The sequence below is a fragment of the Rhizobium sp. A37_96 genome, assembly GCF_053521765.1.
On sequence record NZ_JBNWDS010000004.1, the window covers coordinates 1 to 21,877 of the forward strand.

The 21,877-nt window shown below is 62.8% G+C and carries 16 protein-coding genes; 7 read left to right on the forward strand and 9 right to left on the reverse strand.

Translation table 11 applies throughout. The features are described 5' to 3' along the window. The coding region (locus ACQZ6J_RS13720; protein WP_449084718.1) for a hypothetical protein at window positions 1–198 on the forward strand (198 nt) is incomplete at its 5' end. Window positions 199–319: 121 nt separating this feature from the next. Here ACQZ6J_RS13720 and ACQZ6J_RS13725 read toward each other — a convergent pair. From ACQZ6J_RS13725 to ACQZ6J_RS13735, 3 genes are all read right to left on the reverse strand, one after another. Further along, window positions 320–1,114, reverse strand: coding sequence for an FAD binding domain-containing protein (locus tag ACQZ6J_RS13725; protein WP_449084462.1), 795 nt, complete (start codon window positions 1,112–1,114; stop codon window positions 320–322). 20 nt (window positions 1,115–1,134) lie between these two features. Then, a complete protein-coding gene (locus ACQZ6J_RS13730; RefSeq protein WP_449084463.1) occupies window positions 1,135–3,480 on the reverse strand; it encodes a xanthine dehydrogenase family protein molybdopterin-binding subunit in 2,346 nt (781 codons plus the stop codon). An 84-nt stretch (window positions 3,481–3,564) separates the two neighbouring features. Continuing rightward, window positions 3,565–4,053, reverse strand: a complete 489-nt coding sequence (locus ACQZ6J_RS13735; RefSeq protein WP_449084464.1) for a (2Fe-2S)-binding protein — start codon at window positions 4,051–4,053, stop codon at window positions 3,565–3,567. Window positions 4,054–4,347: 294 nt separating this feature from the next. Here ACQZ6J_RS13735 and ACQZ6J_RS13740 point away from each other — a divergent pair, with 294 nt between their 5' ends. The 3 genes from ACQZ6J_RS13740 (at window position 4,348) to ACQZ6J_RS13750 (ending at window position 11,127) form a co-directional block, all read left to right on the forward strand. Further along, window positions 4,348–4,623, forward strand: a complete 276-nt coding sequence (locus ACQZ6J_RS13740; protein WP_163987001.1) for a glycine zipper domain-containing protein — start codon at window positions 4,348–4,350, stop codon at window positions 4,621–4,623. A 322-nt stretch (window positions 4,624–4,945) separates the two neighbouring features. After that, a complete protein-coding gene (locus tag ACQZ6J_RS13745) occupies window positions 4,946–6,871 on the forward strand; it encodes an autotransporter assembly complex protein TamA (protein WP_449084465.1) in 1,926 nt (641 codons plus the stop codon). A 65-nt stretch (window positions 6,872–6,936) separates the two neighbouring features. After that, window positions 6,937–11,127 (forward strand): translocation/assembly module TamB domain-containing protein, encoded by a 4,191-nt coding sequence (locus tag ACQZ6J_RS13750; RefSeq protein ID WP_449084466.1) that lies wholly within the window; start codon window positions 6,937–6,939, stop codon window positions 11,125–11,127. Window positions 11,128–11,130: 3 nt separating this feature from the next. Here the strand turns inward: ACQZ6J_RS13750 and ACQZ6J_RS13755 are convergent, their stop codons facing one another. Continuing rightward, complete coding sequence (locus tag ACQZ6J_RS13755; RefSeq protein ID WP_112804040.1) at window positions 11,131–11,559, reverse strand: Lrp/AsnC family transcriptional regulator; 429 nt, start codon at window positions 11,557–11,559, stop codon at window positions 11,131–11,133. A 241-nt stretch (window positions 11,560–11,800) separates the two neighbouring features. Here ACQZ6J_RS13755 and rocF point away from each other — a divergent pair, with 241 nt between their 5' ends. From rocF to ACQZ6J_RS13770, 3 genes are all read left to right on the forward strand, one after another. Beyond that, a complete protein-coding gene (gene rocF, locus ACQZ6J_RS13760) occupies window positions 11,801–12,736 on the forward strand; it encodes an arginase (RefSeq protein ID WP_163987004.1) in 936 nt (311 codons plus the stop codon). Window positions 12,737–13,087: 351 nt separating this feature from the next. Next, window positions 13,088–13,564 carry a chemotaxis protein CheW gene (locus tag ACQZ6J_RS13765; protein ID WP_163987005.1) on the forward strand — a complete coding sequence of 159 codons (477 nt, stop codon included), beginning with the start codon at window positions 13,088–13,090 and terminating at the stop codon, window positions 13,562–13,564. A 296-nt stretch (window positions 13,565–13,860) separates the two neighbouring features. Beyond that, on the forward strand, window positions 13,861–15,534 hold the full coding sequence (locus ACQZ6J_RS13770; RefSeq protein WP_449084467.1) for a methyl-accepting chemotaxis protein: 1,674 nt from the start codon (window positions 13,861–13,863) through the stop codon (window positions 15,532–15,534). A 171-nt stretch (window positions 15,535–15,705) separates the two neighbouring features. Here ACQZ6J_RS13770 and ACQZ6J_RS13775 read toward each other — a convergent pair whose 3' ends face one another. The 5 genes from ACQZ6J_RS13775 to ACQZ6J_RS13795 all read right to left on the reverse strand — a co-directional run bounded on the left by ACQZ6J_RS13775 (window position 15,706) and on the right by ACQZ6J_RS13795 (window position 21,870). Further along, window positions 15,706–15,948: a formate dehydrogenase subunit delta gene (locus tag ACQZ6J_RS13775; RefSeq protein ID WP_449084468.1), complete on the reverse strand. Its 243-nt coding sequence runs from the start codon at window positions 15,946–15,948 to the stop codon at window positions 15,706–15,708. Further along, window positions 15,938–16,765: a formate dehydrogenase accessory sulfurtransferase FdhD gene (gene fdhD, locus ACQZ6J_RS13780; protein ID WP_449084469.1), complete on the reverse strand. Its 828-nt coding sequence runs from the start codon at window positions 16,763–16,765 to the stop codon at window positions 15,938–15,940. Before fdhD ends, ACQZ6J_RS13775 begins: the two co-directional genes overlap by 11 nt. A 187-nt stretch (window positions 16,766–16,952) precedes the next feature. Beyond that, window positions 16,953–19,832, reverse strand: a complete 2,880-nt coding sequence (fdhF, locus tag ACQZ6J_RS13785) for a formate dehydrogenase subunit alpha (RefSeq protein ID WP_449084470.1) — start codon at window positions 19,830–19,832, stop codon at window positions 16,953–16,955. 5 nt (window positions 19,833–19,837) lie between these two features. Next, window positions 19,838–21,394, reverse strand: a complete 1,557-nt coding sequence (locus tag ACQZ6J_RS13790; protein ID WP_449084471.1) for a formate dehydrogenase beta subunit — start codon at window positions 21,392–21,394, stop codon at window positions 19,838–19,840. Further along, window positions 21,391–21,870: a formate dehydrogenase subunit gamma gene (locus ACQZ6J_RS13795; RefSeq protein WP_163987011.1), complete on the reverse strand. Its 480-nt coding sequence runs from the start codon at window positions 21,868–21,870 to the stop codon at window positions 21,391–21,393. The genes ACQZ6J_RS13790 and ACQZ6J_RS13795 overlap by 4 nt, the downstream gene beginning before the upstream one ends. Window positions 21,871–21,877 lie beyond the last annotated feature (7 nt).

Genomic DNA, 21,877 nt, shown 5'->3' on the forward strand with positions numbered 1-21,877 from the left:
GAAATTGCCTCGGCGGCGTTCGAGATCGGCGAAGACCCGGTAACGGCCCTCACCGTGAAGTCCGTCAAGCTCGCCCTTAAAAAATGCTTCGAAATCCATCATCTGCTCCAGTACCGTGCAACCGTTTTCGAGAATGGCGGTTCACACGTCAACCCCTCCGCATTGCTTTCACGCCCGGCTGCGGCAAATGGCCCCTAATTTTGAACAATTCCAGACAAGAATACTGATTCACGCAAAATTGACAATCGAAACCATGGCGGAAACACTCTCTCCGGAACGGCGGGTAAACCCCGCCGGTCCGGGCTTACTCGTGGCGAATCTATGCCGCAACCACGGCGCGTTTCGCCATGACCTTGATCAAATTGGCGCGGTATTCCGCCGTCGCATGCAGGTCTGCAAGCAACATGCCCGGATCGACGGTCACGCCCGCCACCGCTTCCGGCAGCCAGTTCGCCGCAAGCGCCTGCTCCAGATCTCCCTGCCGGAACACGCCGTCCGCACCCGCGCCGGTAACGGCGACGCGCACGCCACCCGCCCCCTTGGCGACGAAGACCCCCGTCATCGCATAGCGCGAGGCCGGATTGGGGAACTTGGCATAGCCGGCCCTTTCCGGAGCATCGAAGGCAATGGAGGTAATCAGCTCGGCACCCTGCAGCGCGGTTTCGAACAGACCCCGAAAGAAGTCGTCGGCCGCGATCTGGCGCCGGTCGGTAACGATGGTGGCATTCAGCGCCAGCACCGCCGACGGATAATCCGCCGCCGGATCGTTGTTGGCGACGGACCCGCCGATCGTGCCCATATGCCGGACATGCGGATCGCCGATCATGCCGGCAAGTTCGCAAAGCGCCGGACAGACCGAGCAGATCGCCGCCGAGGAGGCCACCTCCGCATGGGTGGTCGCCGCCCCGATCGTGACCCTGCGGCCATCGACGCGGATGCCCTTGAGCGAGGGGATATGCCGGAGATCGACGAGATCGCTCGGCGAGGCCAACCGCTGCTTCATGGTGGCGATCAGCGTCATGCCGCCGGAGACGTATTTGCCTTCGTCGGTATTCGACAGAAACTTCACGGCTTCGTCGACCGAGGAGGCGCGATGGTAATTGGTTGCGTACATTGTCCTATCCTCCTCTCGTTTCAGGCACCGGCCCGCGCCGCTTCCCACACCTTGAGCGGGGTCGCCGGCATGGTCAGCGTGTTGTTGCCGATCGCATCGGTGATGGCGTTCATCAGCGCCGGCGGCGAGCCGATGGCGCCCGCCTCGCCGCATCCCTTGATGCCGAGCGGATTGCTCGGACACGGCGTGTTCTGATGCGAAAGCTGGAAGGACGGCAGGTCATCGGCGCGCGGCATGGTGTAGTCCATGAAGCTCGCCGTCAGAAGCTGGCCGTTCTCATCGTAATGCACGCCTTCCAGCAACGCCTGGCCGATGCCCTGCGCGATACCGCCATGCACCTGCCCCTCGACGATCATCGGGTTGATGATGTTGCCGAAGTCGTCGGCCGCGACGAACTGCACGATCTCGGTCTTGCCCGTCTCCGGGTCCACTTCGACCTCGCAGATGTAGCAGCCGGCCGGGAAGGTGAAGTTCGCCGGATCATAGAAGGCGGTCTCCTTCAGGCCCGGCTCCATGCCGGCGGGCAGGTTGTGCGCCGTGTAGGAGGCGAGCGCCACCTGGAACCACGGCAGCGCCTTGTCGGTGCCTGCCACCTTCACTTCACCGTTTTCGATGACGATATCGCTTTCGTCGGCCTCCATCAGGTGCGCGGCGATCTTCTTCGCCTTCGCCTCGACCTTGTCGAGCGCCTTGACGACGGCGGACATGCCGACGGCCCCGGAACGGGAGCCATAGGTACCCATGCCCATCTGCACCTTGTCGGTATCGCCATGGACGATGGAGACGCTGTCGATCGGCACGCCGAGACGATCCGCCACCAGCTGCGCGAAGGTGGTCTCATGCCCCTGCCCGTGGCTGTGCGAGCCGGTGAGCACTTCGATCGTTCCGACCGCGTTCACCCGCACCTCGGCCGATTCCCACAGGCCGACGCCGGCGCCGAGCGATCCTACCGCCTGCGACGGCGCAATGCCGCATGCCTCGATGTAGCAGCTCATGCCGATGCCGCGCTTCATGCCGCGGGCGTCCGCCTCCGCCTTGCGGGCGGGGAAACCATCCCAATCCGCCTGCTGCATGGCGGCGTTGAGGGAAGCCTCATAGTCGCCGGCGTCGTAGTTCATGATGACGGGCGTCTGGTAGGGGAAGGAGCGGACGAAGTTGATCCGCCGGAGTTCCGCCGGCGAAACGCCGAGCTCGCGCGCCGCCGTTTCCACCGTGCGCTCCAGAAGATAGGTCGCCTCCGGCCGCCCTGCCCCGCGATAGGCATCGACCGGCACGGTATTGGTGTAGACCGTGCGGACGTTGGCGTGGATTGCCGGAATGGCGTATTGGCCGGATAGCAATGTCGCATAGAGATAGGTCGGCACGGCCGAGGAGAACAGCGACATGTAAGCGCCGAGATTGGCTATCGTGTCGACCTTCAGCGCGGTGATGCGGTTCTGCGCATCGAAGGCCATCTTGACCTTGGAGAGATGATCGCGGCCATGCGCATCGGTCAGGAAGGCTTCCGTGCGGTCGGCCGTCCATTTGACCGGCACGCCGGTCTTCTTCGACGCCCAGAGACAGACGATTTCCTCGGGGTAGATGTAGATCTTCGAACCGAAGCCGCCGCCGACGTCGGGCGCAATGACGCGCAGCTTGTTTTCCGGCGCGACATTGTAGAAGGCGCTCATGACGAGACGCGCCACATGCGGGTTTTGGCTCGTCGTGTAGCAGGTATAATGGTCCTCGGCCGCGTCGTAGATGCCGAGCGTGGCGCGCGGCTCCATGGCATTCGGCGAAAGCCGGTTGTTGTGGATCTCGATCTCGGTGACATGGGCCGCCTCGGCGATTGCCTTGTCGGTCGCCGCCGCATCGCCCAGCTCCCAGTCGAAGATCAGGTTGTCGGGCGCTTCGGGATGGATCTGCGGCGCGCCCGCTTTCAGCGCATTCACCGCCTCGACGACCGCGGGCAGTTCCTCGTAATCGACGGCAACGGCTTCGGCCGCATCGCGCGCTTCGCCGAGGCTGTCGGCAACGACGATGGCGACGGCATCGCCGACATAGCGGACCGTATCGACCGCCAGCGGCCGCCAGGCGCCCATCTTCATCGGGGAGCCGTCGCGCGAATGGATCATCCAGCCGCAGATGAGGTTGCCGATGCCATCGGCCAGCAGCTGCTTGCCGTCGAGCACGCCGATCACGCCCGGCATCGAAACAGCCGCCGACACATCGATGCCGGTGATCTTCGCATGTGCATGCGGGCTGCGAACGAAATAGGCATATTTCATTCCCGGCGTCACCATGTCGTCGGTGTATCGCCCCTTGCCTGTCAGAAATCGCTTGTCCTCTTTGCGCGCCACGCGCGCGCCAATGCCTTCCACGCCCATCACATCCTCCCATTGGGGTTGCGGGCCTGGCACCACGCCAAGACGACGATCATCGGCGTTTCGCCAGACGGTCTCGGTGAAACTCTATTCGGCCGCCTGGCTGGCGGCATTCATCTCGGCATTGGCTGAAAGCACCGCCTTGACGATATTGTGATAGCCGGTGCATCGACAGATATTGCCTTCGAGCTCGCTGCGCACCGTCTTTTCGTCCAGCGCTCCGCCATGACGGTTAATCATGTCGACCGCGGTCATCACCATGCCCGGCGTACAGAAGCCGCATTGCAGGCCATGATGCTCCTTGAAGGCGGCCTGAACCGGATGCAGTTCGCCGTTGGCGGCCAGACCCTCGATGGTTGTGATCCTGGAGCCGGAAGCCTGAACGGCCAGGATCGAACAGCTCTTCACCGACTTGCCGTCCATATGCACGACACAGGCGCCGCACTGGCTGGTGTCGCAGCCGACATGGGTTCCGGTCAGGCCGAGTTTTTCCCTGATGAAATGGACAAGCAGCGTGCGGTCCTCGCACTCGCCGCCGACCGAACGGCCATTCACCGTCAAAGTCACTTTTGCCATATTTTCCTCCTCGCCTCTCCTCCAGAGGCAAGGGCATCATTTGACTTTTTTGCAGTCCAATCAACCTCTACTTTAGAGAGATCATGGATTTTATCCTTGCCGCGGACGGTTTTATTCTGCGAACGCCAAGCCATCTTTCTTCAGCAAGAAAAAAACTGCCATCCACCGATAGACAATCATATTTTGCACGATATTTTCTATCACTGCAGGACTGCAAGACAGCCCATCGTGGTGGAGCTGAAGAATTGGGACGACGTTGGCCGGGGTTCGGCTTAACTAACGTTGGAGAGATAAATGAAGAAAGTTCTTATGCTCGCATTGGTCGGCTTGTCTATCGCAAGCTGCACGCCGACCGAACAGGGCGCAGGCATCGGCGCGGCATCCGGCGCGATCATCGGCGGCGCAGTCACGGGCAACGTCCGTGGTGCGGCAGTCGGCGCAGCGATCGGCGGCGTCTCCGGCGCCCTCATCGGCAGCGTCCAGGAGCAGCCCGGCCAGTGCTACTACCGCGACCGCTATGGCCGTCGCTACATCGACGATTGCCCGCGCGGCGGCTATCGCGGTTACTGATCGATCCCAGATCGAGATTTTCAGAGTCCCGGATCGCAAGTCCGGGACTTTTTGATTTCCGGCCGGGCACAACAACCCGCACCAAGGCGGCGACCTCGACTATCGGTCGGATGACGGCAACCTTTACGGGTCGCAGCACAGGTCGCCCCGACATTCCGAACCCTCGCCAAGATCCGCGCGTTTTGCGCTTTGGCAGTCATATTTTCCGGGTTTTTGACTCCAAAACGGTACACCTCGGGGACTTTTGCCTCTATGGTGGCCGCGCGTTAACCTGGGGGAAACGTCAAGCTGAGTAAGTTCTCATGTAACCGTAAAGCGGCGTATGCATAAAAGAACTGTACCGAAGAAGAGTATTGCGTATCGGCAGGCAGGAACCGTGGCAGCGGTTGCGGCAGCGCTTGCGCTCGGTCCTATATGCGCCGGAAATGCCTTTGCATTCAAACTCTTCGGCATCAAGCTCTGGGGTGAGGACGAAACAGCCGACCAGGTTTCCGATCCCGTCCGCTACACGGTCGATTTCAAGGCCGACAATCTCGACAAGGATCTCAAGGAAGCGCTGAGCGAAAGCTCGATGCTGGTATCCGACGAAAAGAAGCCGGTGTCCGGCGACCTCGGCGTCGTGGTGAAGGCGCGCGACGATCGCGACCGGCTGATCGCCTCCCTCTACGAAAAAGCGCGCTACGGCGGCGTGGTCACCATCACCATCAACGGCACCCCGCTCGATGCCTTGCCGCCGACGCCGACCTTCAGCCGCGCGAAACCCGTCGCGGTGACCATCAGCGTCAGCCCCGGCCCCGTCTTCAAGCTCGGCAAGGTCAGCCTGCTCGGCGATGCCGCCAGGCTGGATCCGGCGAATTACGGGCTCGTGCGTGGCGGCGATGCCGGCTCGCTGACCATCCTGAAGGCAGGCGACAAGATGGTTGCCGACTTCAAGAACGGGGGACATCCGCTCGCCAAGCTCGACAATCGCGACGTCGTCGCCGACCACGCCACCAATACGGTCGATGTTACGCTGAAGGTCGACAGCGGTCCCATAGCACCTTTCGGCAACGTCGGCGTCACCGGCCAGAAATCGGTCGATCCGGATTTCATCAAGCGCTATGCCCGCATCAACGAAGGCAAGCCTTACTCGCCCGACGAATTGAAGAAGGCGTCGGATCGCTTGCGGAAGCTCGGTGTTTTTTCCAGCGTCACCATCCGCGAGGCCGACAAGCTGGCACCGGACGGCAGCATCCCGACGACTATCGAAGTGTCGGAAGGCAAGCAGCGCTTCTTCGGCGTCGGCGCGCAATATTCCACCATCGATGGCTTCGGCCTGCAGGGCTATTGGGGGCACCGCAATCTGACGGGCCGCGCGGACTCGCTGCGCATCGACGGATCCGTGTCCCGCATCGGCGAGACGACCGATGTCGGCCAGCTCGATTATACGGCCGGCATCACCTATGTCAGGCCTGCGACATTCTACCCTTCGGCGACCTTCACCGCGGCCCTGAAGATGCAGAGCCTGCATCCGGACGCCTACGACGCCAATACGGTGACGGGAAGCGGCGGCCTTGCCTATGAAATCAACGATCAGGATACCGTCTCCGCCGGCGGAGAAGTGTCCTATGAATCCGACACGACCGACGCCTTCGGAAAGCACAATTATCTGACGGTCGCGATCCCGCTCGAATATATTCGCGACACGCGCGACAACAAGCTGGACCCGACGGAAGGCTATCGCGCTTCGATCAGCGCCAAGCCGAGCTATGAGGCGATAGGCGGCTCGATCTTCAGCTCCGTCGAGGGTTCGATCTCCGGCTACAAGGGGATCGGCGCCAACAACAACGTCGTCTTCGCCGGCAAGCTCGCGCTGGGCTCGCTGATCGGCGCGAACAGCATCGAGGATATCCCCGCCACCCGACGCTTCTATGCCGGCGGCGGCGGCTCGGTGCGCGGTTACAGCTATCAGGAAATTTCGCCTTACAACTCCAACGGCGACGAAACCGGCGGCCGCTCCTATGCCACCGCCTCGTTCGAGGCCCGCATGAAGATCACCGATACGATCGGGGTCGTTCCCTTCGTCGATATGGGCAGCGTCACCGATACCGCCTTTCCGGACTTTTCCGATCTGCGCATTGGCGCTGGCGTCGGCCTGCGTTACGCTACGCCCTTCGGCCCGATCAGGCTCGATGTCGCCGTTCCGTTGAAGAAATACGACGGCGGCACATCTTATGGCATCTATGCCGGCATCGGCCAGGCCTTCTGACAAACCGTATAGTTGTCGCAGACGTTTCAGCACACGGTTACAAAATTGAGGTTACTGTCGCTTTCATGAGCATGTTGATTCGAATTCTCGGGAAACTGGTGCGCTGGATCGCCTATGCGGTCGTGGCGATCCTTTTGCTCGTGATCGCGGCTGTGCTCATCGTCGGCATGGTGCCTTCCGCAACGGGTTATGCGGTCGATCAGGTGGCCAGGCTCGCCTCGACGCCGGACCGCACCATTGCCATCGCAGCGCCTTCCGGGCTGCTGAGCGGCAGTCTGCGGGTCGGTGCCATTACCGTGGCCGACACGAAGGGCGTCTACGCCAAGGTGCAAAACCTCGCCGTCGATTGGTCTCCTTTGTCTTTGCTGACCGGCACCTTCCACGCCGATCGCATTGCGGCCGATGTGATCGACTTCCAGCGCCTGCCGGTCTCGACGGCGAGCCCGACGCAGGCGCCGGAGACGCAGACGGCAGGCAGCACCGGCTTCTCCTTGCCCATCGCCATCGATATCGGCGCCATCGCCCTGCCTGACCTTCGCATCGGGCAGGCGGTCGCCGGGCAGGATTTCATTCTGGCCGCCGATGGCAGCGTCAAGGCCAACAGCAGCAGCATGGGCCTGACGCTCAACGCCAGCCGTCATGATGTGCCGGACGCCAAGCTCTCCGCCGATATCGCTTTCGCCCCGGCCGAAAACCAGCTGAAGCTGAAGACGCAGATCTCCGAGCCTCGCGACGGTATGCTTGCCGGCCTGCTACACCTGCCGGGCGGCCCGGCCGTCAGCATCGACCTTTCCGGCGAAGGCCCGCTGTCCAACTGGGCCGGCAAACTGCAGGCAGCCCTCGACGGCAAGCCGACAGTTGCCATCGACGGCCATCACAGCCTCTCCGCCGATGGCCTGCATCATATAGACGTCAAGGGCGGCGGCGATGTCGATTCGCTCCTGCCGCCGACCATGCGGCCGCTCTTTGCCGGGCAGACGACCATCGATGTCTCGGCAACGTTCGACGGCAAGGGCAAGATCGATATCCAGACCGGTAACCTTGCTACCGGCAGCGCCGTCCTTGCCGCATCCGGCACGCTCGATCCCGCCGGCAACAACAGCCTCAACGCCAATTTGCTCGGCACCTCCGGACCCGTCGACTTCCGCTGGCCGATGGAGGACGGCGAAGTGCGCGCCATGATTTCGCGCGTCGATATCGCGCTGACCGGCGCGGCGCAATCGGTGAAGATCGATGCGAAGGCCGCGCTCGACAGCGCCAGCACGCCGCAGGGGCAGGTCGGACAGATCAATCTCAGCGCCAGAAGCGATGCCTTCAATCTTGCAGCCATGTCCGGTCCGCTGCAGCTTCGCCTCGTCGTCGGCCAGACGGCCTTCGTCAGCGCCGACCTCAATCGGCTGATCCGCGCGCCGATCGCGCTCACCGCGCCGCTGCAACTCTCGCCGGACACGATCGGCTTCAACAACACCACGCTGGAAAGCGCCAGCATCGGCGGCACCGTCAACGGCAAATACACGCTGTCGTCCAAGGCGCTGACGGGCAATTTCAAGCTGTTCGCTCTGCCCGGCGTCTTGCCGGACGGCGTGTCGAACAAGTTCGAAGGCACGATTTCGCTGGAAGGCCAGGTCGCCGGCACAGTGCCGACCAAGATGACGCTGTCCAACCTCGCGGTGAAATCCAATGTCGCCGAAATCAGCGGCAATGTCGCGCTCAACGACCAGTCCCTGACATCGGATCTCACCGGCAAGGTGCTCGATCTCTCCAAGTTCGTCCCGAATGCGGAAGGACAGGCCGATATCGGCCTCAAGGCCAAGGGGCCGCTCACCGCGCTCGGCATCGATGCGACGGTCAAGGCCGTCAACGTCAAGCTGGCAGGACGGCTGCTGGATACGCTCGATATCGGCGTGACGGGAACCGCCGATCCGAAGGCACCGCAGGCGAACATCCAGGCAAGCGGCGCGATCGACGGCAAGCCGATCCGCATCACCGCCGACGCGGTTTCCAAAGACGGCCGCACGAGCATTCCATCGCTATCGGCGGAAATCGGCACGAACAAGCTGCAGGGCAAGCTCGACCTTTCCCCGAGCTTCGAGCCGAACGGCGCGCTCACCTTCAACCTGCCGGATCTCGGCCTGCTCGCAGCGCTCGCCGGACAGAAGGCCGAGGGCGATCTCAAGGGCTCGCTCGATATCGCCAGCGCCAATGGCAAGATCGGCCTCAAGGTCAACGCCGGCGGCAGCGGCATCCGCCGCGACGATCTCGTGATCAGCAAGCCGGCCGTTGCCCTCACCGTCGACGATCTCAAGGCTTTCTCGGCAAACGGCAGCATCCGCGCCGACGCCATCGCCTCCGGGGCCAACCGTATCGCCGATCTCGGCCTGACCTTCACCCAACAGGGCAGCCGCACGGATTTCGATCTGAAGTCGACCTATGACAACGCGCCGCTGACAACGCGCGGCAGCGTCGAAACATCGGGTGGGCAGACGACCGTCAGCCTCGACTCCTTTGCGGGCGCCCCGCGCACGATCCCGGTGAAGCTCGCCTCTCCGACCAAGATCGTCATCAAGGACGGCATCGCATCGCTGAACGGCTTGACCCTGCAGACCGGGGGCGGTTCGGTTACGGTCGACGGCACCGCTGGCCAGACGCTGAACATCAACGCCAGGATCGCCAACCTGCCGGCCAGCCTCGCCAATGTCTTCGCGCCGACGCTTGCCGCCGAGGGCGTCATCTCCGGAACGGTAGCCGTCACCGGCAAGGCGACCTCGCCCGCCGTCGTATTCCAGACCAATTGGTCGGGGGCGGCAACGAGCCAGACGAAATCCGCCGGGCTTACGCCGCTCGGCATCAAGGCGGACGGCAAGTTTGCCGACAATGTCGTCACGATCAACACCAACCTGACCGGCCAGAGCGGCCTGGCGCTCAATGGCGGCGGCACAGTCGCCATCGCCGGCAGCAAGGCCATGGCACTCAAATTTTCCGGCAATCTGCCCTTCGATGCCCTTGCCGGCCAGCTTGCGGCACAGGGCCTCGTCATGACGGGCACGGCCAGGATCGACATGCAGATCGGCGGCACCACCGCCGCACCCGCCATCAGCGGTTCCATTTCCACCGACGGCGCCAAGCTGGTCGATGTCCGCCGCAACCTGACGCTCAACGGGCTCGCCGTGACGGTAACGCTCGACGGCAAGCAGGCCGTCATATCGCGCCTCAGCGGCAACCTGGCCAGCGGCGGCAGCATATCGGGCAGCGGCACGGTCGGCATCACCCCGGAAAGCGGCTTCCCCGCCGATATCCAAGTGAAGTTCAACAACGCGACCTATGTCGACGGCACGCTGGTGGCCGCGACCGTCAACGGCACGCTCGGCGTCAAGGGCCCGCTGATGACCGCGCCGATGCTGACGGGCAACCTGCGGATCAACAAGGCGTCGATCACCGTGCCCGAAAAGCTGCCGGCGTCGCTCTCCGAAATCAACATCAAGCACAAGAATGCGCCGGCCGCCGTCAGCGCCCAGTTCAAGGATCAGAAGCCGGAAGGGCCAAGGAGCAAATCGACGACGCTCGGCATCGACCTGCAGCTCCAGGCGCCCTCGCAGATCTTCGTGCGCGGCCGCGGCATCGACGCCGAACTCGGCGGCAACATCACCGTGCGCGGGACGGCGGCGGAGCCGGTCGTCTCCGGCGGCTTCACCATGCGCCGTGGACGCCTGACCATCCTCAGCCGCCGGCTCGATTTCACCGACACCAGCAAGATCACCTTCGGCGGCGACCTGACGCCGGCGCTCAACATGGAAGCGACATCGTCGGCCGGTTCCACCACGATCACGGTCGATGTCACCGGTCTCGCGACCGACCCGCAGATCGGCTTCTCCTCTTCCCCTGCCTTGCCGCAGGACGAGGTGTTGGCGCAGCTGATCTTCGGCCAATCCATGTCAAAACTGTCGGCCATGCAGATCGCCCAGCTCGCCGATGCCGCAAGCCAGCTCGCAGGCGGTCGCTCGACCTCGCTGTTCGAGGGCCTGCGCAGCCATCTCGGCGTCGATGACCTCGACATCTCGACCGATGCGAACGGTCAGGCGCAGGTCGGCGCCGGCAAGTACATCAACAAGCGCACCTATATCGAGCTGCAGCAGGGCGCGTCCAACAACACCAAGGCGATCATCAACCTCAATGTCGGGCGCGGCGTGAAGCTGCGCGGCGCGGCAGGCTCGGATGGCGCAGGCGAAGCCGGCATCGTCTACGAGCACGAATATTAAGCCTCAGAATCCCATCTTGCTGGTCTTCAGCAGGATATTGGATTCGGTGATGTTGATGCCGTTGATCAGCCTGATCCGCCTGAGCGTTTCGTCGAACGAGGCCAGATCGCGATCTTCCAGTTCGGCAATGAAATCCCATTTGCCGTTGGTGCTGTGCAGTGCCCTGACCTGCGGCAAGCCTCGAAGCTGATCGGCAACCTTGTCGGCCAGCTTGCCGAGCACCTCGATCAGAACGATGGCCCTGACGCCGGCCGCACGGGTTTCATGGCCGGTGCGAATGGTGAAGGCGGCAATGGTGCCGTTCTCCACGAGCCGCTCTATGCGCGCGGCGACGGTTGCGCGCGACGCGCCGGTAGCCGCCGCCAGGGAGGAAACGGAGATGCGCGCATTGTTGCGCAGCGCACTGAGGAGATCGCGGTCGAGGTCGTCCATATGGCTTGTCATTCTGGTAAATCGAATTGATCAATCTGTCGAAACCTAATCGATTTTCGACACTTTTCCATCTTTTTGCTGTCATGCAGACAATCAATAATGCGACTCGACAGCCTCCAGGGCGGTTCGGCACTTCATGGAAACTCCGAGCTGCTCTATCTCATTGTTTTATGCAATTCCGCACGGAAAGCCGCTCCGCAGTTTTCCGTCCGGAATTTCTCCAACCCTCGGAGCAATGCCGATGAACACGCAATCCACTCCCGTTACCTTGATCGGCGTTCCCCTGGAGGAAGGCTCCGGCCGCCGCGGCGCCGCAATGGGCCCGACCGCGCTGCGCATCGCCGGCATCGAAACGACGTTGATCGAACTCGGCCACCGTGTCACCGACAGCGGCGATCTGCATCCGGTTCCGGCAGCAGACCTTCCGGAGCATCCCCACGCCCACAATCTGAAAATCGTCGGCGCATTCACCCGGGCGCTGGAAGCGAAAGTCTACGATGTCGCATCGTCGGGTGGCTTCCCGCTGATCCTTGGCGGCGATCACAGCCTGTCCATGGGCAGCGTTTCCGGCATGGCCCGCCATGCAGCCGAGGTCGGCCGGCCGCTTTTCGTGCTCTGGCTCGACGCGCACTCGGATTTCAATTCGCCCGCGACCTCTCCGTCGGGCAACATTCACGGCATGCCCGTTGCCTACTACTGCGGCGAGGCCGAGATTGAAGGCGTTCTGCCGGCCGGCCGGCCGCTGGTCGATCCGACGAAGGTCTTCCAGGTCGGCATCCGCTCCGTCGATCCGCGCGAGCGCGAGGAGATCCGCGAGCATGGCGTCAACGTCTTCGACATGCGCTCGCTCGACGAACAGGGTGTGGCCGCCATCATGCGCAAGGTGCTCGATACCGTCAGCGCCGCCAACGGCCTGCTGCATGTCAGCTTCGACGTCGATTTCCTCGATCCGGATATTGCGCCGGGCGTGGGAACCACGGTGCCGGGTGGCGCGACCTATCGCGAAGCCCATCTCATCATGGAGATGCTCTCCGACAGCAGTCTCGTCTCCTCGCTCGATCTCGTCGAGCTCAATCCTTTCCTCGACGACCGCGGCAAGAGCGCCCGCGTTCTGGTGGAAATGGCGGCAAGCCTCTTCGGCCGACGCATCTTCGACCGTCCGACACGGGCCGCCTGAGGGCGCCTACCACCGGCAGAAGAAATCCGCCGAGGGAGCAGCCTTCCTCTCACGGGGGCCATCCTCGCCCTTCGAGGCTTTGGCCCCTTCGACAAGCTCAGGAGCCTCCGCGCATCACGGTGAGGATGGGACGGCTTGCCCCCCGATACGGCTTGCCTCTTTGGGGCTGCGGAACGAGAAGATCAGTTCTCATGGTGAGGTGGCGCGCAAGCGCCCTCGAACCACGAGAACGTGTGGCCAGCCCCCCTTACTCGAAATCCCTTGTATAGATTTAGGTTTGAGCAATGTTCTTGCTCTATCGTGACCTCAACGCGCCGCATTTGGCGTCACGGTTCAATGGGAAGAACGTTCATGGCCACGATCAATTCCACCAGCTTCAGCGGCGAAACTCTGGAGATCATTGCCTTCCGGCTGCATGACCAGGAATTCTGCGTCAAGACGACCACGATCCGCGAAATTCGCGGATGGGCGCCGTCTACGCCGATCCCCCACGCACCGGCCGACGTCATCGGCGTCATGAACCTGCGCGGCTCGGTCATCCCGATCATCGACCTCGCCTACAAGCTCGGCATGCAGAGCACGGTTGCCAACGAGCGCAGCGCCATCGTCGTCGCCGAAGTGCACAACATGGTCATCGGCATGCTGGTCGACCGGGTCTCCGACATCCTGACGATCGCCTCCAGCCAGGTCCAGCCGGTGCCGGAAGTCACGGCTTCCTTCGACCGCGCCTATTGCGAAGGTATCATCGCCACGGAGAATGGAATGATCTGCTTCCTGAACCTCGCCAAGATGTTCAAGGAAAACGAAGTAGAAGAACTGGCCGCGTAACTTCGCGCTATAGCCTTTTTAAAAGCCGCCGCCTAATCAGTGGCGGCTTTTTTATTGGAGTAAATTTTAGATAATTATATTTTATTTAAGTTGTAATTTCTAATACACTTAATTTTACTTAAAATTAAGGGGTTTTAATCATCATCGTTTCCGAAGCGAGGAAAGAAGAAACGATCTCAACATTCCGACCATCCCGTGCGGAGCGCCGTCTTTCGGCGTACCGACGAGCGCGGCCGCCCGCTTCGATGCCATGGATCGACGCCCGTCAAGCGTGAGCCTTCTGAGAGGGAATAGGAATGTTCAGTCTTTCATCGGATACCAGCCGCATTCTTTCCGCCGTTTCCAAATCGCAAGCCATCATCGAATTCGACCTCCAAGGCAAAGTGCTGACCGCAAACGAGAACTTCTGTCGCGCGCTTGGCTATGAGCTGAAGGAAATCGTCGGCAACCACCACCGGATGTTCTGCGAACCGGCCTATGTCGCAACATCGGCCTATCAGGATTTCTGGGCGCGCCTCGGCCGCGGCGAATATGAAGCCGGCACCTACAAGCGGCTCGCAAAAGGCAATCGGGAAATCTGGATCCAGGCATCCTACAACCCCGTTTTCCGCAACGGAAAGCCGGTGAAGGTTGTAAAATTCGCCGTAGACGTCACCGAAGCCAAAAGAAAGGCGATCGACGATGCTGGCAAGCTTGACGCCATCTCCCGCTCGCAGGCCGTCATCGAATTCCTGCCGACCGGCGAGATCCTGACGGCGAACGAGAACTTCTGCAGCGCCATGGGCTATACGCTCGGCGAGATCGTCGGCAAGCATCACAGCATCTTCTGCGAACCGGCCTATGCCCGCACCGAGGAATACAAGCGCTTCTGGCAGCGCCTGGCGCAGGGCGAGTTCATCGCCAACGAATTCGTCCGCTACGGTAAGGGCGGCAAGGAAATCTGGATCCAGGCCGCCTACAATCCCATCGTCGGCGCCGACGGCCAGGTCTACAAGGTCGTCAAGTTCGCGACCGACGTGACCTCGCGCATGAGCGCCATCGGCGAACTCGGCGGGGCGCTCCGCAGCCTGTCGGAGGGCGACCTGACCAAGACGCTCGAGCATGCCTTCGTGCCGTCCATGGAGCAGCTCCGCCACGATTTCAACGCAACGATCCACAGGCTCTCCGAGACACTGACCACGGTCGGCGACAATGCCAGCGCCATCGCTGCCGGATCCCGCGAGCTCGGCGATTCGGCGGAAGCCTTCTCGAGGCGCACCGAGCAGCAGGCAGCCTCCGTGGAGGAAACCGCCGCCGCCCTGGAAGAGATCACCACCACGGTTGCCGATTCCAGCCAGCGTGCCGAGGAGGCCGGGCGTCTCGTTGCCGAGACCAAGCGCGGTGCCGAGCAATCCGGCACAGTGGTTCGCAGCGCCGTCGCCGCCATGGACCAGATCGAGAAATCCTCGCGCGAGATCACCAACATCATCGGCGTCATCGATGACATCGCCTTCCAGACCAACCTCCTGGCATTGAATGCCGGCGTGGAGGCGGCACGCGCAGGCGAAGCCGGCAAGGGCTTCGCCGTCGTGGCGCAGGAGGTGCGCGAGCTGGCGCAACGCTCGGCGAGTGCCGCCAAGGAGATCAAGGCGCTGATCACCGCCTCCAGCGAGCATGTGAAGAGCGGCGTCGGCCTTGTCGGCCAGACGGGCAAGGCACTGGAGCAGATCGTCACCCAGGTTGGCGATATCAACACCAATGTCGCCGCCATCGTGAAGGCATCGAAGGAGCAGACGATCGGCCTCCGGGAAATCAACTCCGCGATCAATTCGCTGGATCAGACCACGCAGCAGAATGCCGCCATGGTCGAGGAGAGCACCGCGGCAAGCCTCAGGCTCGCCAATGAGGCGGATGCGTTGCACACGCTGCTCGCACAGTTCCGCCTGGCGGACTCGATGATCCGCGGTATGGTGATGCGCCGCGCGGCGTGAACTCTGTCGCCATTGCTTGTGCTACAGGAAGCCGCCGCGACCGCCGAGGCGGCTTCTGCATTTCTTGCACGCGCAGTCAGCCGAACTACGCAAGCGCCATCCAACTCGCCCGAGAATGAGACTACCTCTGTGAATTGGCAATAAGCCCAAAAGCCCTTGCGGACTTCGATACTAAGCCGGCTTATGAATGAGTGGGGCCGCCTCCAGCACCAGCGGACTCAACCCGCTGTCCCCATGATCGATGATGGCAAACAGCTGCCGCCGCATGCGCGGCTCCCAGAATTTGTTGATGTGCGTCGCCACACCTTCGACCGCCTCGTCCGCCGGCTGCGTCTTGAAGAAGGTGGCGATCTGATTCGCCATGTAGACGAGTTTGGCTTCGGTCTTGCCGTGCGGCGTTTCGTCAGGCGACATCGGCGATGCTCTCCAGAGTGATGCGATGCGGATGGGTAAAAATCTCGAAGTCGTCGCCACGCACAAGCGCCACCAGCGTCATGCCGGCTTCGTCGGCGGTGCGGATGGCAAGCGCGGTCGGCGCGGAGATGGCGACGAGCACGGCGCTGCCCAGTATCGCCGCTTTCTGCACCATCTCGACCGACAGCCGGCTGGTAACGGCAACCACGCCTTCGGCTCCTTTGCGACCGGAGCCGATGACCGCGCCGCAGAGCTTGTCCAGCGCATTGTGCCGGCCCACATCCTCCCGCACCGCAAGCAATCCCTCGGCCGGAATATAGAACCCGGCGCCATGAACGGCGCGCGTCTCGCGATGCAGCGGCTGGGCGTCGTTGAGGAGAGCGATCGCGCTGACGATATCCTTCTGCGTCAAGGCGAGTTCGACCTTGGAGACATCCGGCACCTTGCGCACGGCCTGCTCGATCGATTCGATGCCGCACAGGCCGCAGCCGACCGGCCCCGCCATATGGCGACGGCGCAACCGCAACGCATCGGCCACCTCGTCGACCAGAATGATCTGAACGTCTATCCCCTGCTCGTCTTCGATCGGCTCGATCGCCGCGATCTGACCGATATCGGTGATGATGCCCTCGGTCAGACTGAAACCGATGGCGAAATCCTCGATGTCGGCGGGCGTTCCCATCATGACGGCGTGCGACGTGCCGCCATAGGAAAAGGCGATCGGCACTTCCTCCGGGACGATACGCGAACCAGAGCGCAGCAGGCCGTTACGGCGGGCAGTCTCGGGGACGGTGGCCGTGGGGGTGAAGCTGGTCATTGTCCGAACTCCCCTTCTCCCCGGCGTGGAGAAGGTGGCGCGAAACGTCGGATGAGGGGGGCAAGGCGCGGCAGTTCCGCGCGTCCGGAGCGCAAGCGAAGAATATTTCCTTTTGCGAGAAAATACCCCCTCATCCGCCCTTCGGGCACCTTCTCCCCGAGGGGAGAAGGAGAAAATCCACCCAGCCTCACTCCGCAGCCTCCATCTTCCCAAGTATCCGACGAGACTGCTTGGCCTGTTCGTCGTACTCGACCTGCCACTGCGACGGACCGTTCGACGGCGAGACCTGCACCGCCGTCACCTTGTATTCCGGGCAGTTCGTCGCCCAGTCGGTATAGTCCGTCGTGATGACGTTAGCCTGCGTGTCCGGGTGATGGAAGGTCGTGTAGACGACGCCGGGAGCGACGCGGTCGGTAATCAATGCCCTGAGCGTCGTGTCGCCGGAGCGGCTGCTGAGCCTGATCCAGTCGCCTTCGCGGATGCCGCGCTGCTCCGCATCGTGCGGATGGATCTCCAGGCGGTCCTCCGCATGCCAGACGACGTTTTCGGTGCGCCGCGTCTGGGCGCCGACATTGTACTGGCTAAGAATGCGCCCGGTGGTCAGCAGCAGCGGGAAGCGCGGGCCTGTGCGTTCGTCGGTCGGTACATATTCCGTGCGGATGAACTTGCCCTTGCCGCGCACGAAGCCATCGATATGCATGATCGGCGAGCCGAGCGGCGTCTTCTCGTTGCAGGGCCACTGCACCGAGCCCATCTTCTCCAGATAGTCGTAGGAGACCATGGCGAAGCTCGGCGTCGTCGCGGCGATCTCGTCCATGATCTCGGACGGATGCGTGTAGTGCCAGTCAAGTCCCATGGCCTGCGCCATCTTCTGCGTCACTTCCCAATCGGCATAGCCGTTGCGCGGGGTCATGACCTTGCGCACGCGGTTGATGCGGCGCTCGGCATTGGTGAAGGTGCCGTCCTTTTCGAGGAAGGTCGAACCGGGCAGGAAGACATGGGCGTAATTGGCGGTCTCGTTCAGGAAGAGATCGTGGACGACGACGCATTCCATCGCCGCAAGGCCGGCGGCGACATGCTTGGTATCCGGATCGGACTGGAGAATATCCTCGCCCTGGATATAGAGGCCCTTGAAGCTGCCGTCGACGGCGGCATCGAGCATGTTCGGGATGCGCAGGCCGGGCTCGTTGTTGAGCTTCACGCCCCAGAGCTTTTCGAAGATATCGCGGGTCGCGTCGTCGGAGACATGGCGATAGCCAGGCAGCTCGTGCGGGAAGGAGCCCATGTCGCAGGAGCCCTGCACGTTGTTCTGCCCGCGCAACGGGTTCACGCCGACGCCCGGACGGCCGATATTGCCCGTTACCATGGCGAGATTGGCGATTGCCATGACCGTGGTCGAGCCCTGGCTATGCTCGGTGACGCCGAGGCCGTAATAGATCGCGCCATTGCCGCCCGTGGCAAAGAGACGAGCCGCACCGCGCACGAGATCGGCGGGAACGCCGGTATATTTCTCCGTCTCCTCCGGGCTGTGCTGCGGTTCGGCAACGAAGGCTGCCCAATCCTCGAATTCGGACCAGTCGCAGCGTTCGCGGATGAACTTTTCGTCGAACAGGCCTTCGGTGACAATGACATGGGCGAGCGCCGTCATCATCGCGACGTTGGTGCCCGGCTTCAGCGGCAGATGATAGCTGGCCTCGACATGCGGCGTGCGCACCAGATCGATCCGGCGCGGGTCAATGACGATGAGCTTGGCGCCCTGGCGCAGCCGCTTCTTCAGCCGCGAGCCGAACACCGGATGGCCGTCCGTCGGATTGGCGCCGATGACCAGAACCACATCGGAATGCTCGACGCTGTCGAAATTCTGCGTGCCGGCCGAGGTACCGAAGGCCTGCCCGAGCCCGTAACCGGTCGGCGAATGACAGACGCGGGCACAGGTATCGACATTGTTGTTGCCGAAGCCGGCGCGCACCAGCTTCTGCACGAGGAAGGTTTCCTCGTTGGTGCAGCGCGACGAGGTGATGCCGCCGACGGATTCGCGGCCATACTGATACTGCAGACGCTTGAACTCGGTGGCGATATGGGCAAAAGCCTCGTCCCAGGTCACCTCGCGCCAGGGGTCGGTGATCTTTTCGCGCACCATCGGGTTGAGGATGCGGTCCTTGTGCGTCGAATAGCCATAGGCGAAGCGGCCCTTGACGCAGGAATGGCCGCGATTGGCCTGGCCATCCTTCCAGGGCACCATGCGCACCAGTTCCTCGCCGCGCATCTCGGCCTTGAAGGAACAGCCGACGCCGCAATAGGCGCAGGTGGTGACGAGCGAATGCTCGGGCTGGCCGATCTCTATAACCGATTTCTCCGTCAGCGTCGCCGTCGGGCAAGCCTGTACGCAGGCGCCGCAGGAGACGCATTCCGAGTCGATGAAATGCTCGTGCATGCCGGGCGAGACGCGCGAGCCGAAGCCACGACCCTCGATGGTCAGCGCGAAGGTGCCCTGCACTTCCTCGCAGGCGCGCACGCAGCGCGAGCAGACGATGCACTTCGAAGGATCATAGGTGAAATAGGGATTGGACTCGTCCTTCGGCATCCATTTCAGATTGATGTCGCCGCTGTTGCGCGCCTTGACGTGATTGTCGCCCTCATAGCCGTAGCGAACGTCGCGCAGGCCGACGGCACCGGCCATGTCCTGCAGCTCGCAATCGCCGTTGGCGCCACAGGTCAGACAGTCGAGCGGGTGGTCGGAGATGTAGAGCTCCATGACGCCGCGACGGATGTCCTTCAACCGGCCGGTCTGCGTATGGACGACGATGCCCGGTGCGACCGGCGTCGTGCAGGACGCCGGCGTGCCGTTGCGGCCTTCGATCTCGACGAGACAGAGCCGGCAGGAGCCGAAGGCATCCACCATGTCGGTGGCGCAGAGCTTCGGCACCTGAATGCCTGCTTCCATCGAGGCCCGCATGATCGACGTTCCCTCGGGCACGCTGATCTGGCGGCCGTCGATGGTCAGCGTCACCATGGTTTCGGAGAGGGAGGCGGGCGTGCCGTAATCGATTTCTGGAACGAGGGACATGGCTCTTACTCCGCCGCTTCAATCAAGGGAGCCGGAGAAAAATCCTCCGGGAAATGGGTCATCGCGCTCAGGACGGGATAAGGCGTGAAACCGCCGAGCGCGCAGAGCGAACCGAACTTCATCGTGTTGCAGAGATCGGCGAGCAGCACCCTGTTCTTCTCAGGCTCGATGCCGCGCGCGATCTTGTCGGCCGTTTCGACGCCGCGCGTCGAGCCGATGCGGCAGGGCGTGCACTTGCCGCAGCTTTCGACCGCGCAGAATTCCATCGCAAAGCGCGCCTGCTTCAACATGTCGGCGGTATCGTCGAAGACGACGAGGCCGGCATGGCCGATGAGACCGTCCTTGGTCGCAAAGGATTCATAGTCGAACGGCGTGTCGAACAGAGCGCGCGGGAAATAGGCCCCGAGCGGCCCGCCGACCTGCACCGCCTTGACCGGCCGCCCCGTTGCCGTGCCGCCGCCGATCCTGTCGACGATATCGCCAAGCGACAGGCCGAAGGCCGTCTCGTAGAGGCCGCCACGCTTGACGTTGCCGGCGATCTGCAGCGGGATCGTGCCACGCGAACGGCCCATGCCGAAATCACGATAGAAGGCAGCGCCCTTGTCCATGATGACAGGCACGGAAGCGAGAGAAATGACGTTGTTGATGACGGTGGGACAGTTGAACAGCCCCTTGTGCGCCGGCAGCGGCGGCTTGGCCCGCACGATGCCGCGCTTGCCCTCGAGGCTGTTAAGCAGCGCCGTTTCCTCGCCGCAGACATAGGCGCCGGCGCCGGTACGGATTTCCATGTCGAACGCCTTGCCCGAGCCGAGAACCGAAGCCCCGAGAATGCCGGCCTTGCGGGCGATCTCGACGGCTGCGGTCATCGCGGCGATCGCATGCGGATATTCCGAACGCGTATAGACGAAGCCCTTGGTCGCGCCGGTCGCAAGACCAGCGATCGCCATGCCCTCGATCAGCACGAAGGGGTCGCCTTCCATAATCATCCGGTCGGCGAAGGTGCCGCTGTCGCCCTCGTCGGCGTTGCAGACGATATATTTGCGTATCCCCGGCGCATCGAGCACCGTCTTCCATTTGATACCGGTCGGAAAGCCGGCGCCACCACGGCCGCGCAGGCCGGAATCGGTGACGTCCTTGACGATATCGCCAGCCGCCATGCCGATGGCGCGGCGGAGCCCCTTGAGACCGCCATGAGCTTCATAATCCTGCAGCGAAAGCGGATCGGTGATGCCGCAGCGGGCAAAGGTCAGGCGCGTTTGTTCTTTCAGGAATGGGAGGCTTTCGACCTCCCCAAGACAGAGCGGATGCTCGCCGCCTTCTGCGAGCCCGGCGTCGAAGAGATCAGGCACATCCCCGGCCTTCACCGGCCCATAGCCGATGCGCTTGCCGTCGATCTCGACTTCGGCCAGCGGTTCGAGCCAGAACATGCCGCGCGAGCCGTTGCGCACGATGCGCGCATCGAGACCGCGCTTGGCAACTTCCTGAGCTACCGCCTTCGCCACTTTCTCCGCACCGAGCGAGAGGGCAGCGGCATCGCGGGGGATATAGATGGTGAGCGTCACTGGCGCGCCTCCTTCACGAGGTCGGCGGCGCTCTCGTCGTCGAGCCGGCCGTGAAGCTCTCCGTCCAGCATCGCCGCCGGCGCGCAGGCGCAGAGCCCGAGACAGTAGACCGGCTCCAGCGTCACGCTGCCATCCAGCGTCGTCTGATGAAAATCGATACCGAGCAGGCTTTTGATATGTTCGGCAACGTCATCGCCGCCCATGGACTGACAGGCTTCGGCGCGACAGAGCTTGAGGACATGGCGGCCGGCAGGATGGTCGCGATAGTCATGGTAGAAGGTCATGACGCCGTGCACTTCGGCGCGCGAAAGGTTCAGGGCCTTGGCGATCAGCGGCAGCGCATCCTGCGGCACATAGCCGAACTCCTCCTGAATCCCGTGCAGGATCGGCAAAAGCGGCCCCTCCATCGATTTCATGCTATCGATGATGGTCCCGGCGCGGTTTGCGACATCGCCCGCGGCCTGATTCAAACTCATTGGCAGC